The sequence below is a fragment of the Mycobacterium sp. genome, assembly GCF_049278535.1.
Taxonomy (GTDB): Bacteria; Actinomycetota; Actinomycetes; order Mycobacteriales; family Mycobacteriaceae; genus Mycobacterium.
In genome coordinates this window covers 17,497-32,069 of record NZ_JBAPMI010000265.1, presented here as the reverse complement: position 1 = coordinate 32,069, position 14,573 = coordinate 17,497, and the positions used below count along the sequence as shown (strand labels likewise).

11 protein-coding genes are annotated in these 14,573 nt (G+C 67.1%); 8 read left to right on the top strand and 3 right to left on the bottom strand.

The features are described 5' to 3' along the window. Positions 1-418: 418 nt before the first annotated feature. The 4 genes from infC to WAO18_RS17885 all read left to right on the top strand — a co-directional run bounded on the left by infC (position 419) and on the right by WAO18_RS17885 (position 2,556). Complete coding sequence (infC, locus tag WAO18_RS17900) at positions 419-1,018, top strand: translation initiation factor IF-3 (RefSeq protein ID WP_422207590.1); 600 nt, start codon at positions 419-421, stop codon at positions 1,016-1,018. 20 nt (positions 1,019-1,038) lie between these two features. Beyond that, positions 1,039-1,233, top strand: coding sequence for a 50S ribosomal protein L35 (gene rpmI, locus WAO18_RS17895; RefSeq protein WP_422207572.1), 195 nt, complete (start codon positions 1,039-1,041; stop codon positions 1,231-1,233). Between the two features lie 66 nt (positions 1,234-1,299). Beyond that, the gene (rplT, locus tag WAO18_RS17890) at positions 1,300-1,689 is read left to right on the top strand and encodes a 50S ribosomal protein L20 (protein WP_422207571.1); all 390 of its coding nucleotides are present in this window, start codon (positions 1,300-1,302) and stop codon (positions 1,687-1,689) included. A gap of 81 nt (positions 1,690-1,770) precedes the next feature. Continuing rightward, positions 1,771-2,556, top strand: a complete 786-nt coding sequence (locus tag WAO18_RS17885; protein WP_422207570.1) for a TrmH family RNA methyltransferase — start codon at positions 1,771-1,773, stop codon at positions 2,554-2,556. Here the strand turns inward: WAO18_RS17885 and WAO18_RS17880 are convergent. After that, positions 2,553-3,632: an oxygenase MpaB family protein gene (locus WAO18_RS17880; protein ID WP_422207569.1), complete on the bottom strand. Its 1,080-nt coding sequence runs from the start codon at positions 3,630-3,632 to the stop codon at positions 2,553-2,555. The genes WAO18_RS17885 and WAO18_RS17880 overlap by 4 nt on opposite strands. 212 nt (positions 3,633-3,844) lie before the next feature. Between WAO18_RS17880 and WAO18_RS17875 the strand changes: the two genes are divergently transcribed. Next, a complete protein-coding gene (locus WAO18_RS17875; RefSeq protein ID WP_422207568.1) occupies positions 3,845-4,783 on the top strand; it encodes an adenylate/guanylate cyclase domain-containing protein in 939 nt (312 codons plus the stop codon). 9 nt (positions 4,784-4,792) lie between these two features. Further along, the gene (locus WAO18_RS17870) at positions 4,793-5,593 is read left to right on the top strand and encodes a rhomboid-like protein (RefSeq protein WP_422207567.1); all 801 of its coding nucleotides are present in this window, start codon (positions 4,793-4,795) and stop codon (positions 5,591-5,593) included. A gap of 8 nt (positions 5,594-5,601) precedes the next feature. On the opposite strand, the gene WAO18_RS17865 is transcribed toward WAO18_RS17870, so the two are convergent. Together WAO18_RS17865 and WAO18_RS17860 are read right to left on the bottom strand one after the other, a co-directional pair. Further along, positions 5,602-6,975 (bottom strand): M1 family metallopeptidase, encoded by a 1,374-nt coding sequence (locus WAO18_RS17865; RefSeq protein WP_422207566.1) that lies wholly within the window; start codon positions 6,973-6,975, stop codon positions 5,602-5,604. Then, positions 6,930-10,823 (bottom strand): Pls/PosA family non-ribosomal peptide synthetase, encoded by a 3,894-nt coding sequence (locus WAO18_RS17860; protein ID WP_422207565.1) that lies wholly within the window; start codon positions 10,821-10,823, stop codon positions 6,930-6,932. Before WAO18_RS17860 ends, WAO18_RS17865 begins: the two co-directional genes overlap by 46 nt. A 192-nt stretch (positions 10,824-11,015) precedes the next feature. On the opposite strand from WAO18_RS17860, the gene pheS reads away from it, so the two are divergent. Continuing rightward, the gene (gene pheS / locus WAO18_RS17855; RefSeq protein ID WP_422207564.1) at positions 11,016-12,059 is read left to right on the top strand and encodes a phenylalanine--tRNA ligase subunit alpha; all 1,044 of its coding nucleotides are present in this window, start codon (positions 11,016-11,018) and stop codon (positions 12,057-12,059) included. Then, positions 12,059-14,557 (top strand): phenylalanine--tRNA ligase subunit beta, encoded by a 2,499-nt coding sequence (pheT, locus tag WAO18_RS17850; RefSeq protein WP_422207563.1) that lies wholly within the window; start codon positions 12,059-12,061, stop codon positions 14,555-14,557. Before pheS ends, pheT begins: the two co-directional genes overlap by 1 nt. Positions 14,558-14,573: the final 16 nt, after the last annotated feature.

Here is a 14,573-nt window from a genome sequence, read left to right as displayed (position 1 = left end):
ATATTCGGTTTAGCTATGGAATGCCTATGTTCCGTACCGCATGAGGTTGCTCGTGTCGGCGGTCCTGGGAAGCTTTGGTTGCCTCGTCTGGTGCCGCCGCCTGCCGCCGGCCCCATAACGAGATGACCGAGCTCAGCGTCGTGACTGGTAGACTCACCGGCGCGACCGTCTCCGGCGATGCCAGAGACAGCAAGTGGAGTCCCGATCCCACCGTTGGCCAATAAAGGCTCAGCGGTCCGGTCACTGGCACACCAGCTGTGCCGGTTCTGCGTTTTCGCAGGCGGCTTTGCCGTGATCGGTCGGCACCGGGCCCTGCTTATGCAGGGCTTTTTTGCTGATGGCGTGGTATTCCAACCGCTGACTCCCAACGGAGCAGGTGATGGTGGCAATCGACCAAAAGATCAATGAGGGAGGCCCCATCAGCACTGAGACCCGCGTAAACGAACGCATCCGCGTACCTGAAGTCCGACTGATCGGTCCAGGAGGGGAGCAGGTAGGCATCGTGCGTATCGAAGACGCCCTTCGCGTCGCCGCGGATGCCGATCTCGACCTTGTCGAAGTTGCGCCGGACGCCAGACCACCGGTCTGCAAGATCATGGACTACGGCAAGTTCAAGTATGAGACGGCGCAGAAGGCGCGTGAGTCTCGCAAGAACCAGCAGCAGACCGTCGTCAAAGAACAGAAATTGCGTCCCAAGATCGACGATCACGATTACGCGACGAAGAAGGGTCACGTGATCCGGTTCCTGGAAGCGGGAGCGAAAGTCAAGGTGACGATCATGTTCCGCGGACGCGAGCAGTCGCGACCCGAGCTGGGTTACCGGCTGCTGCAACGCTTGGGCGCCGACGTCGCCGACTACGGATTCGTCGAGACGTCGGCCAAGCAGGACGGACGCAACATGACGATGGTGCTGGCACCACACCGCGGCGCGAAGACCCGTGCTCGTGCGGCCCAAGACGCCAGTGGCCCCACCCCCCAGGCCCCAACCAACAGCGACCCCGAACCGTCGCCCAACTGACACCGGAGAAATAAGAACCCATGCCCAAGACCAAGACCCACAGCGGAGCATCGAAGCGATTCCGGCGTACCGGCACTGGGAAGATCGTGCGTCAAAAAGCCGGTCGTCGCCACCTGCTCGAGCACAAGCCGACCAAGCGGACGCGACGACTCGATGGACGTACCGAGGTGTCGGCCAACGACATCAAGCGGGTCAAGAAGATGCTGAACGGCTGACCGGCGACCGTCACCAAGTTCAGCCCCGAAACAACCACTACGTCCACACGAGGTTAGGAACACCCCATGGCACGCGTGAAGCGCGCAGTCAACGCCCACAAGAAGCGCCGCACCATTCTGAAGGCTTCCAAAGGCTATCGCGGCCAGCGGTCCCGCCTGTACCGCAAAGCCAAAGAACAGCAACTACATTCACTTACCTACGCCTACCGTGACCGTCGTGCACGCAAGGGCGAGTTCCGCAAGCTGTGGATCTCGAGGATCAACGCCGCGGCCCGGGCCAACGACATCACGTACAACCGGCTGATCCAGGGCCTGAAGGCCGCCGGCGTCGAGGTCGATCGCAAGAACCTCGCCGAGATCGCGATCAGCGACCCCGCGGCGTTCACCGCGCTGGTCGGTGTCGCGCGGGCCGCACTGCCCGACGACGTCAACGCGCCATCCGGAGAGGCCGCCTAACCTCGCCCGGCGGATCTGGTCCGGCGACGATGCGGGAACGGCCTGAGGAGGAGCCGGACAATCGGATCTCAATCGCACCCGGTGCTCACTGAACGATCGGCCCGGGTGGTTGCCGCGGTCAAACTGCACCGACAGGTCGCCCGGCGCCGCGGCCAATGCTTCCTGGTCGAAGGCGCCAACCTGGTCGAGGCCGCATCGCGGCGCGGACTGATCCGCGAGATGTTCGTCACCGAGGCCGCCGCGGAGCGCCACGCGGTTCTGCTGGCGGAACAAAGCGCATCGGTGCATCTGGTTACCGAACGCGCCGCGAAAGCTTTGTCGGACACCGTGACTCCGGCCGGCCTGGTGGCGGTCTGCGAGCTCCCGAGCCCTGTGCTTGAGGACGTTCTGCGCAGCGAGCCCCGGCTGGTCGCTGTTGGCGTCGCGATCGGCGAACCGGGCAACGCGGGAACCCTGATCCGCATCGCCGATGCCATGGGTGCGGGCGCCGTGGTCTTCGTCGGCCACAGTGTCGATCCGTACAACGGCAAATGCCTGCGCGCGTCGGCGGGCAGCATCTTCACCGTGCCGGTGGTCGTAGCACCGGACGTGGTCGCTGCGATCGGTGCGCTGGCGGCTGCCGGGCTGCGGGTGCTGGCCACCACCGTGGATGGTGAGCTGTCGCTCGATGACGCCGATCTCGCGGCTCCGACGGCATGGCTGTTCGGGGCGGAAGCGCGCGGCTTGTCAGCACAGTTGGCCGTACAGGCAGACAGTCGGGTGAAAATTCCGATGTCCGGGGGAGCGCAAAGCCTGAATGTTGCTGCGGCGGCGGCGATTTGCCTCTACCAAAGTGCCCGAGCGCAGCGCGGCCGTTCTGGTCGCTAGGCGGCTCTGCCGCGGCCACGTGCCGGGCGCAAACCGGCCAGCGAGAACGTGGTGTGCACCAGCGAGCCGGCGCGCTCGAATATGGATTTGCGCGGCGGGAAGTAGTGCATCGGCAGCCCGCGGCGATCTGACGGCGGTGCCATGAAGCCGGGCGCCTCGACCAGCGGGGTGTCGGCGGAATCACGGCCCTCGGCGCGGCGGTACGCGGCCAGCGCACGCGGATGCAAGCGGATCTCATCGGGAACCGCCAGGAACGCCAGCTCGACCAGTTTTCCGAACAGTCGCAGCACCACTTCGTCGCTCGGTGTCCAACGCATGCCCGCCTTTTCGCGCACGGACGGCTCGAACAAACCGGCCGCGATCCAGCGCTGCCCCGCGACAAGAGGTTTGAACAGCTGATCCCATACCGGTGTCGGCATCAGCACGAACTTCGGCTTGGGGATCCGGATTTGGAAAATGTCGAGCGTTGCCTGGTTGATCTCCAGCTCATCACGGCAGACCCGTTGCCAGTACTCCTGAAAGTCCTCCCAGGACTTCGGGACTGGCCGCATGCTCATGCCGTACATCGCGTACCACTGCACGTGTTCGTCGAACAGCTGTCGCTTCTCGGCCTCGGTCAGCCCGCCACAGAAGTACTCGGCCACCTTGATCACCAGCATGAAGAATGTGGCGTGGGCCCAGTAGAAGGTCTCGGGGTTCAGCGCGTGGTAGCGCCGGCCGGTGGAATCGACGCCCTTGATGGTGTGGTGGTACTGCTTGATCTGCTCACCGGTCTGGGCGGCTCGGCCGCCGTCGTAGACAACGCCCATGATCGGGTACACCGAGCGCGCCACCCGTTGCAGCGGTTCGCGCAGCAGGATCGAGTGCTCCTCGACACCGGCGCCCAATTCCGGATACATGTTCTGGATCGCACCGATCCAGACTCCCATCATCCCGGTACGCAGGTCGCCGAAGTATTTCCAGGTGAGTGACTCAGGCCCCAACGGGGACGCCGACGGCAAAGTCTTGTCGTGCGGATCGACTGGCTCGCGCGCAGCGGAAGCGCGCGACTTGGAGGGCATCGACGTCACTGTCATCACAGCCTCCTGGTCCTGGTGGGCGATGATGAGACCACGATAATGTTGACAACGCATGTTGTCTACGATTTCAGTGCGAGTCGCGATGGGGTGTTATCGAGTGTCCACTCCGCCGTCGCAACCCCGTGATCAGGTGGTTCATCGCAGATCGTGTCGGACACCACGATGTCGGTCGTTGCCGGTCTCTCCCGACACCACCTACCCTGAGCGTTGTGGAACTCGGGCCTCACGCGGCGTCTGGCGAGCCCGAGCAAACGGTGACGACGCCGGCTTCGCCTGAGGCGGGACGACATTCGGCGGCGTCCTTACGCGGCGCAACGAAGTGGCTGCGCAGCACCAATCAAAGCCCCGGCATGATCGCGCTGGTCCGTCGCGCGCGACGGGTTCTGCCAGGCGACCCCGATTTCGGCGATCCACTGTCAACCGCGGGTCAGGGTGGCCCGCGCGCCGCAGCCCGGGCCACCGGCCGTTTGTTGGGTGAACGCGGTGGCGCGTCTCGCGAGGTCGGTCTCGGCGCGCTGCAGGTGTGGCAGGCCTTGACCGAGGCGGTGTCCCGGCGTCCGGCAAACCAGGAGGTCACCATCGTTTTCACCGACCTGGTTGGTTTCTCCACCTGGTCGTTGCACGCCGGCGACGACGCCACGCTCAAGCTCTTGCGGCGCGTGGCGCGGGCGATCGAACCGCCGCTGCTGGACGCCGGCGGGCACATCGTCAAGCGGATGGGTGACGGGACCATGGCGGTGTTTGCCGACCCACTCGTCGCGGTCGGTGCCGTGCTGGAGGCCAAACGAGCGTTGAAATCGGTCGACGTCGACGGCTACAAGCCGCGGATGAGGGTGGGCATCCATACCGGGCGTCCGCAGCGGCTGGCAGCCGACTGGCTGGGCGTCGACGTCAACGTCGCCGCGCGAGTGATGGAGCGGGCAACTCGCGGCGGAGTCATGGTGTCGGGGACCACACTCGACCACCTCGACCCCAACGACTTGGTCACATTAGGCGTCGCGGCCAAACGCGTTCATTGGTCGGTCTTTGGCAGTAAACCCGCTGGTCTTCCAGCCGATTTGGCTATCTATCGGCTCAAGCCGTCCAGGGAAACTGTTAGCGACTTATCAGGTTCGGACAACTCGGAGGACGAAAGTCCCCAGGCATAGTAGATGGCGATGATATTGCAGGTATTGTCGCGGCTTTCGCGCGTGCGGATCACTTTGGGCTACGCGGCCGTGCTGATCGGCGTCAGCGCGGTGCTCGTTGACCTCGGTCCGCGCGCGCGTGCGCACGTCATCGCACAGGCCAGCACGAATCTGCACAACCTGGCACACGGTCACCTGGCCACCTTGGTGGACAGCGCATTCGTCACCGATGCCGGTCCGATGTATTTCTGGTTGCCCTGCCTGGTGTGCCTGCTCGCCTTGGCCGAACTGATCTGGCAGAGCGGCCGGCTGGCCATTGTGTTCGTCACAGGCCATATCGGTGCGACGCTTCTGGTCGCCGTCGGCCTGACCGCGGCGATCAAATTCGGCTGGTTACCGATGTCGGTGTCGCACGCCAGTGATGTCGGTGTGAGCTACGGCGCGGTGGCAGTGCTGGGCGCTCTGACCTCGGCAATACCTCCGCGCTGGCGGCCGGCCTGGATCGGCTGGTGGATCCCGGTCGGCATCGCCGCGGCCGCGCTAGGCGACGATTTCACCGACGTAGGCCACACCATCGCGTTGGTGCTGGGCATGGTGTTCTCCCTCCGACTGGACGGCCCGGCACGCTGGACCCGAGTCCGGTGTGCGCTGCTGGCGGTATCCGCGGTGTTCGGCTTCTTCCTGTTGGCGCACGGCGCCTGGTCAATGTGGGCTGCCGCGGCCGTGGGCGCGCTGGGTGCCGTGACGGCTGAGCTCATCGCTCGCTCGCGCAAGACGCGTCGACGGCTGGCGCTGGACGAGCTGGCTCCGGAGCCGGCGCTCAACGGCTGAGCGACCCGCTAAGGCACTGCCCGCGAGTACAGCCAGCTGTCCCACAACTCCGACAACGACTCGTCGCAATAGCCGGCGGCCAGTCCGGTGAAATCGTCGGTGACGGCGTTGCCGTGGCGGTAGCGGGTCGTCCAATCTTTGAGTAGCGCAAAGAATTTCTCGTCGCCGAGTCGTCGGCGCAGTGCGTGCAGAGTCAACGCGCCGCGCTTGTACACCCGGTCGTCGAACATGTCGGCCGGGCCGGGATCGGTCAGTAGCAGATCCTGGGGCGACTCGCGCAGCTTGTCGTGATAGTGCCGGGCGAGTTCGTCGGCGCCGGGTCCGCCGCTGTGCTCGGACCACAGCCACTCCGCATAACACGCGAATCCTTCGTGCAACCAGATGTCACGCCACTGCCGCGCGGTTACGGAGTTGCCGAACCATTGGTGGGCTAACTCATGGGCGATCAGGCGCTCACTAGCCCGCGTGCCGTCGCAATGATTGGCCCCAAAGATTGAAATCCCTTGAGCCTCAAGCGGTATTTCGAGATCGTCGTCCGTCACCACAACCGTGTAGCCGTTCGCGAGCGGATATGGCCCGAATAGCTCGACGAACAACTCCATCATCTCGGGTTGGCGGGCGAAGTCTTCATAAAAGTCGCGACGGAGCCGCCCGGGCAACGCGGCCCGCATCGGCACCGGCGCCGTGCCAAGCCGCGTCATCTCGTACATCCCGATCTGCAGGGTGATGAGGTACGTCGAGGTCGGCTCGGGCTGTTGGTAGGTCCACTCGGTCTGCGCCGCACGCGGTCGGCGCGACACCAGCCGGCCGTTGGCGACCGCACGGTAGGGGTTATCGGCGCTGATCTGAATCCGGTAGGACGCCTTCGCGCTGGGGTGGTCGTCGCACGGATACCACGATGCGGCCCCGTTGGGCTGCCCTGCGACGAGCGCGCCATTGGTCAACTCCTCGAAACCCACATCACCCCACAACGACCGCAGCGGCCGCGGAGACCCGTGGTAGTGCACGACGACCGACATCGCCGCCCCGGTGGCGAGTTTCGACGAGAGTCGAATGCGCAATTTGCGATCGCGGCACGAGAAGTGGGCGGCGCGCTTGCCGTTCACCAAGACCTTCGTCACCGTCATCGCGTCGGACAGGTCGAGGGTGAACTCCGCCAGCTCGGTGAGGGCCGTCGCAGTGATCGTCACCGATCCCGAGAGCCGGTTGATCGAGACCTTGTACTCCAGGACCAGTTCATAGTGCGATACCCGATAGCCGACGTTGCCGCTCTTGGGCAGATACGGGTCGATCACCGTCTGCTCAGCGCCGGGCGCGAGCTTCTTGACATCGCGTTTCACGCAACAGCCTTCTTGCCGGACTTCTCCCGGGCCAGATTCCATGGTCTGATCGGATTGCCTTGCCAGCGTGTCGATTTCGGTACTGCGTCACCGCGCACCACCAGCGATGCGGGACCGACCGTCACCCCGGCGCCGAGCCGGGCCGCCGGCAACGCCACTCCGTGCGGACCCAGTGTTGCGCCATGCTCCAGCACGACCGCGTCCATCCGCATGATGCGGTCGTGAAACAGATGCGTTTGCACCACGCAGCCGCGGTTGACGGTGCTGCCCCGGCCGAGCGTGACCAGGTCGGCCTCTGGCAGCCAATAAGTTTCACACCAGGCACCGCGGCCGACCTTGGCTCCCAGCCCGCGCAGCCACATGTTCATGACGGGCGTGCCGCTGGCCGCGCGCGCGAACCACGGCGCCGCAACGGTTTCCACGAACGTGTCGGCGAGTTCATTGCGCCACACAAACGACGACCACAGCGGGAACTCGCCTGCCCGAATCCGGCCCACCAGAAGCCACTTCGCGGCGACCGCGACGGCGGCGGCAACCCCACCCGCGGCAAGCAACACCAGGCCGCCGCACAGCGCGGCACACCAGATACCGACGATGCGGGCCAGCGCCTGCAGGATGCCCAGAACCGCCAACCCGATCGCGGCGGTCACCATCACCGGAAGCACCCGGAGCGCCTCGACCGTTGCCCGCATCGCCTTCAACCGCCACGGTGGTTCGTAGGTGCGGGCCGTATCCGCCTCGGCGGGCCGCCTGCGCAGCCGCATGGGCGGGCTGCCCAGCCAGGACGAACCGCGTTTGGCTTTGGGCGGAGCCGCCGACAACACCGCGACGAGTCCTTCGTCGGGCACCCGGCGGCCCGGTTGGGTGATGCCAGAGTTGCCGAGAAACGCGCGCCTGCCGACCGTCGTCTTGGCCGCATAGATCCAGCCGCCGCCCAGTTCGTACGACGCGACCATCGTGTCGTCGGCCAGGAATGCGCCGTCCTCGATGACGGTGAACTTCGGAGTCAGCAACACCGTCGAAATCTCGGTGTCGCGGCCGACTTTGGCGCCCAGCAATCGCAGCCAGCCGGGTGTTGCCAAGCTCGCGTACAACGGAAACAGGTGAGTTCGCGCGCCGTCCATCAGCCGCTCGGTTGCCCACAGCTGCCATCCGCTGCGGCTCCGCACCGGGTGGTAGCCCTCGCGCAGTCCAATCGACAGCATCCGCACAGCCACGACCGTCATCACCGCGTAAGCCGCCAAAGCGGCCAGCGTCGCGACCGGCGTCCACACCAGCGCGGGTAGCACCGCCTGCGACAGCCGGTGAGTGTGGCGCACTGCCAGTCCGACTACTGCCAGCCCCGCCACGAGCGCGGTCAGCGGCATCGCCGCAAGCATTACTGACGTCAGCGCGTACCCGGCGACCCAGTGGGATCTGCGCGCCGGCCGTTCGTCTGGCCACGGGTGCTTCACCCGACCGGACTTCACTGCAGGCGAACCTTTCCAGTACTGACGACTTTTGACTTTCCCGATGACGCCCGAGCCGGGAGCGACATCCGCATTCTTACCGACGACGGCGCCGGGCAGCAGCGTCGTCCGCGCCCCGATCGTGGCGTCGTTGCCGATCGTGATCGCGCCGACGTGGAAGGCGTCGCCGTCGATCCAGTGCCCGCGCAGGTCCACTTCGGGCTCGACCGCGCTTCGGTGCCCGAGCGTCAGCAACCCGGTCACCGGCGGCATCGAATGCAGATCGACGCCCTTGCCGATATCTGCGCCCAGAGCGCGCGCGTAGTACACCAGCCACGGCGCCCCGGCCAAGTTCTCCGCACCGCTGGCATCGGCGAGCCGCTCGGCCAACCACACCCGCAGATGCACCCACCCCCCGCGACGGTAGGTCCCCGGCTGCATATTCGGCAGCAGCAGCCGCGCTGCGAGCACCGCGATCGACATCCGGCCCACCGGCGTGACGAACACGACGAAAGCCACCGCAACCAGCCACCAGCTCACCGCGACGGTCCACGGGACCAGATGCACGGCCCGGGCGACATTGTTTCCCAGCGCCAACCAGGTCACCCACTGCAGCGCGGCCAGAGTGGCCAGCGGCACCGACAGCACGATCTGCGCGAGCTGCGCCTGGATCGGGGTCGGTCGCACCACCCGCTCGATCACCTCCGGCGGCGCCTCGAGCTCGTCGAGAAAGCCGGCCAGCGATCCCAGCCGGGGATGGTCGTACAAGTCGGCGACGGTGACCTGGGGATACCGATCTCGCAGTCCGGAGACGAACTGTGCGGCGGCCAGCGAGCCGCCGCCGAGCGCAAAGAAGTCGGCCTCCGGGCCCGGCACGGTGGCGCCCAGCAGGTCCTGCCACAGGCCGGCCAGCCACTGCGCCGACCCAGTGAGCTCGGGCGTCCGCTCGGCATCGCCACCCGGCGGCCAGGGCAGCGCGTCGCGGTCGACCTTGCCGGATGTGCGGGTAGGCAACTCGTCCACGCGGACCAGGCGCGGCACCAACGCGGCGGGAAGCCGCTCGGCGAGCTGTGCGCGCGCGGCGGCCATGTCGAAATCCGGGTCGGCGCTGACGACGTAGCCGACCAGCACCGGTGTACCGCCGGCGGTCCGCCGAACCGCCGCCGCGCCGCCGCTGACTCCCGGAAGGTGAACCAACGCCGCGTCGACCTCGCCCAACTCAATCCGCCGACCGCCGACCTTGACCTGGTCGTCGGCTCGGCCGCAGAAGATCAGGCCGTCGCTCTCGAGCCGAACCAGGTCGCCGGAGCGGTACGCCCGTCGCCAGCCCAGCGTCGGCATCGGCGCGTACTTCTCGGCGTCCTTGCCCTCGTCGAGGTAGCGGGCCAGACCCACGCCGCCGATCACCAGCTCGCCCACGGCGCCGTAGTTCACCGGTTGGCCGTCGGAATCGACGACGGCCAGGTCCCAGCCCGCCAGCGGCAAACCGATCCGCACCGGGCCGACACCGTCGAGCCTGGCCGCGCACGCGACCACGGTGGCCTCGGTGGGGCCGTAGGTGTTCCACACCTCGCGTCCCTCGACGGCGAGGCGCGCGGCCAGCTCCGGCGGACAGGACTCGCCGCCGAAGATCAACAGCCGCACCGCTTCAAGCGCCTCGGCGGGCCACAGCGCGGCCAGTGTCGGCACGGTCGACACCACGGTCACGTCGCGGCTGACCAGCCATGGGCCCAGGTCCATCCCGCTTCGCACCAGCGACCGCGGTGCCGGAACCAGGCACGCGCCGTGTCGCCAGGCCAGCCACATCTCCTCGCACGACGCGTCGAAGGCCACCGACAACCCGGCCAGCACCCGATCTCCCGGCCCAATCTCGTTGTTCTGCAAGAACATCTGTGCTTCGGCGTCGACGAACGCGGCCGCGCTGCGGTGCGTGACCGCGACGCCCTTCGGTGTGCCGGTCGATCCAGAGGTGAAAATGATCCACGCGTCGTCGCGGGGAAGCGGGCCACCTGCGCGCCAGCCCCGCGAGGAGCCCGGGCCGCGCGTCATGCCGGCTTCGCTGACAATCGCGACGACGTTGGCCTCGCCGAACACCAATTCAGCCCGTTCGTCAGGGTCGTCGGCGTCGACCGGGACGTAGGCGGCGCCGACCGCCAGTGTGGCCAGGATCGCCTCGTAAAGCGCAAAGCTGCCCGAGGGCATCCGAATGCCGATGCGATCGCCGCGACCGATGCCGCGGGCGGCCAGCCACGCGACGCTGGCTTCGATGTCGCCGATCAGCTCGCTGTAGGTGAGCTGAATCATGCCGTCGTCGATCGCCGCGGCTTCCGGGTAACGCGCGGCGGTGTCGTAGAGGATGTCGATCAGCGTGCGTGGGCTCGCGGCGCACGGCGACAGCAGGTACTGCGCCGGGATCTGTTCGGGAGCTTGGGGCGTCGCCACCTGTACGAAACTACTCAAGGCTGGGCGCTTCGCTGGCCAGCGCGCGCACGGCGAGTGGGAAATCTCCGCTGACGGCTGCCGATCGTCGGCGAGGGGACCACATATGATCGGCTCTTGCGCGTCACGCCGTGTCGCCAGCCCGCAGTTATGGCCTCAGCAAGGCTTATCCGTTGAAGAGGAGAGTGTCGCCGCGTGGTTGACCAACCCGTCGACCTGTCGCCGGATGCGTTGACCGCCGCGGTCGACGCAGCCCGGCTAGCCTTCGCGGCCGCGGCTGATCTCGACGCGCTGGCTCGTGCCAAGACCGAACATCTCGGCGATCGCTCGCCGGTGGCGCTGGCGCGACAGTCGCTGGCCACCGTGCCCAAGGCCGACCGCGCTGACGCCGGCCGGCTGGTGAATACCTCGCGCGGCGATGTCCAACGCAGCTACGACGAACGTCTGGAGGCGCTACGCGCCGAGCGCGATGCGGCGGTGCTGATCGCCGAGCGCATCGACGTGACGCTGCCCTCGACTCGGCAGCCGACCGGCGCGCGCCATCCGATCACGATCTTGGCCGAGCACATCGCCGACACGTTCGTCGCGATGGGATGGGAACTGGCCGAGGGGCCCGAAGTCGAGACCGAGCAGTTCAACTTCGATGCGCTCAATTTCCCCGCCGACCATCCCGCCCGCGGCGAACAGGACACCTTCTACATCGCGCCGGACGGCTCACGACAGTTGCTGCGCACGCACACCTCACCGGTGCAGGTGCGCGCCCTGCTGGAGCGCGAGTTGCCGGTCTATGTCATCTCAATCGGTCGGACATTCCGGACCGACGAACTCGACGCCACCCACACCCCGGTCTTCCATCAAATCGAGGGGCTCGCGGTGGACCGTCGCCTGTCGATGGCTCATCTGCGTGGCACGCTGGACGCGTTCGCCCGTGCCGAATTCGGGCCGCAGGCGCGGACCAGGATTCGCCCGCACTTCTTCCCCTTCACCGAGCCGTCGGCCGAAGTCGACGTGTGGTTCGAGAACAAAAAGGGCGGTGCCGGCTGGGTGGAGTGGGGCGGTTGCGGGATGGTGAACCCGAACGTGCTGCGCGCGGTCGGCATTGACCCGCAGCAGTATTCGGGCTTCGCGTTCGGCATGGGCCTGGAACGCACCCTGCAATTCCGCAACGGAATTTCCGATATGCGCGACATGGTCGAAGGCGATGTCCGGTTCTCGCTGCCGTTCGGAGTGGGGGCCTGATGCGCGTCCCCTACAGCTGGCTGCGTGAAGTTGTCAGCGCCGGCGCACCAGGGTGGAACGTATCGCCGACTGACCTCGAAGACGCGTTCGTGCGGATCGGCCACGAAGTCGAAGAGGTCATCACGCTCGGCCCCGTGGACGGGCCGCTGAAGGTGGGACAAGTCACCGCGATCGAAGAACTCACCGAGTTCAAGAAGCCGATCCGCGCCTGCAAGGTCGATGTCGGCGAGGACAAACCTCGCGAGATCGTCTGCGGGGCAACCAACTTTGCCGTTGGCGACCTGGTCGTGGTGGCGCTGCCCGGCACGACGCTGCCCGGTGGCTTCAACATCGCCGCGCGCGAGACTTACGGCCACACCTCCGATGGGATGATCTGCTCGGCAGCCGAACTCGGCTTGGCCGCTGATCATTCCGGAATTCTGGTGCTGCCGCCCGGAGCCGCAGAGCCGGGGGCCGGTGGTGTCGAGGTACTCGGGCTCGACGACGTGATCTTCGACCTGGCCATCACGCCGGACCGGGGCTACTGCATGTCGGTGCGCGGGCTAGCGCGGGAGATTGCCTGCGCGTACGACCTCGACTTCGTCGACCCCGCCGACGTACCTGCGCTCCCTCGAGAGGCGGAGGCCTGGCCGCTGACGGTGCAGCCCGAGACCGGCGTGCGTCGGTTCGCACTGCGCCCAGTCACCGGTATCGACCCAACTGCCGTGTCGCCCTGGTGGTTACAGCGCCGACTGTTGCTCAGCGGTATCCGTGCGATTTCGCCGGCCGTCGACGCGACGAACTACGTGATGCTGGAACTGGGCCATCCGATGCATGCGCACGATCTCAACCGGATTACTGGCGGCCTCGCAGTCCGGTTCGCCCGGGCCGGCGAGACAGTCGAAACGCTCGACGACGTCGAGCGTCAGCTCAACCCCGCCGACGTACTGATTGTCGACGATGTCGCGACCGCCGCGATCGGCGGCGTGATGGGGTCTGGCAGCACCGAGATGCGCGACGACTCCACCGATGTGCTGCTGGAGGCCGCGGTATGGGATCCGGCCGCGGTCTCGCGGACCGCGCGGCGGCTGCACCTGCCCAGCGAAGCCGCCCGCCGCTACGAGCGTGAGGTCGACCCGGCCATTTCCGTTGCGGCGCTGGACCGCTGCGCATCGTTGCTGGCCGACATCGCCGGCGGCGAGGTCTCGGCGAAGGTGACCGATTGGCGCGGTGAGCCGCCAGTGGGTGACTCGGTCGCCGATTGGGCCGGGCCTGCGATCTCGCTGGCGGCGGACCTGCCGGACCGGATTGCTGGGGTGAGCTATCGCCCGGGCACCACCGCTCGGCGGTTGACCCAGATCGGCGCCGCGGTAAGCGATGTCGGCGACACCCTGACCGTGACGCCGCCGAGCTGGCGGCCCGATCTGTTGCAGCCGGCCGACCTGGTCGAGGAAGTGCTGAGGCTGGAGGGTCTGGATGTCATCCCGTCGGTGCTGCCCTCGGCGCCGGCCGGCCGCGGACTTTCGGCTACGCAGCGCCGCCGCCGCGCGATCGGCAAGTCGCTGGCGCTGTCCGGCTACGTCGAGATCCTGCCGTCGCCTTTCCTGGCCGCCGACATCTTCGACGCCTGGGGCCTGTCCGCCGACGACGTCCGGCGTAGGACCACGCAGGTGGTCAATCCGTTGGAAGCCGATCGGCCGCATTTAGCCACCACCTTGTTGCCGGGTCTGCTTGAGGCGCTGTCGCGCAACGTCTCTCGCGGCATCGTCGACGTCGCGCTGTTCGCCATCGCGCAGGTGGTGCAGCCGACCGAGCAGACCAGGGGTGTCGAGGTGATCCCGGTGGACCGGCGCCCCACCGACGACGAGATCGCTGCGCTCGATGCGTCGCTGCCGCGGCAGCCGCAGCACGTCGCGGCGGTGCTGACCGGGCTCCGCGAGCCGCGCGGCCCGTGGGGCGATGGTCGACGAACCGAGGCCGCCGATGCTTTCGAGGCAGTGCGAATCATCGCCCGCGCCAGCGCGATCGAGGTAACGTTGCGCGCTGTTCACCATCTGCCGTGGCATCCGGGCCGCTGCGCAGAAGTGCTCGTGGGGGAGGTCGTGGTCGGCCACGCCGGCCAGCTGCACCCGGCGGTGATCGAGCGCTCCGGCCTGCCTAAAGGCACGTGCGCGGTCGAGTTGAACCTCGACGCCATCCCTATCGTCGATGCGTTCCCAGTGCCGAGCGTTTCGCCGTTTCCGGCCGTGTTCCAAGATGTCAGCCTGGTTGTGGATGCCGATGTGCCCGCGCAGACGGTGGAGGCCGCGGTCCGGGCCGGCGCGGGGGACCTGCTGGAGGATGTTCGGCTGTTCGATGTCTATACCGGCCCGCAGTTCGGCGCGGATCGCAAATCTCTGACGTTCGCCCTGCGGTTCCGCGCGGCTGATCGCACCCTGACCGAAGACGAGGCCAGTGCCGCGCGAGACGCGGCCGTGCGCCGGGCAGCTGAGCAGGTCGGCGCGGTATTGCGCGGCTGAATCAGTCCTGGAGAAT

Bases quoted from the DNA above. Each gene is read 5' to 3' on its own strand.
- rpmI (WP_422207572.1), top strand. From the start codon at position 1,039: ATGCCCAAGACCAAGACCCACAGCGGAGCATCGAAGCGATTCCGGCGT.
- rplT (WP_422207571.1), top strand. From the start codon at position 1,300: ATGGCACGCGTGAAGCGCGCAGTCAACGCCCACAAGAAGCGCCGCACC.
- WAO18_RS17880 (WP_422207569.1), bottom strand. From the start codon at position 3,632: ATGACAGTGACGTCGATGCCCTCCAAGTCGCGCGCTTCCGCTGCGCGC.
- WAO18_RS17870 (WP_422207567.1), top strand. From the start codon at position 4,793: ATGATATTGCAGGTATTGTCGCGGCTTTCGCGCGTGCGGATCACTTTG.
- WAO18_RS17865 (WP_422207566.1), bottom strand. From the start codon at position 6,975: ATGGAATCTGGCCCGGGAGAAGTCCGGCAAGAAGGCTGTTGCGTGAAA.
- pheT (WP_422207563.1), top strand. From the start codon at position 12,059: ATGCGCGTCCCCTACAGCTGGCTGCGTGAAGTTGTCAGCGCCGGCGCA.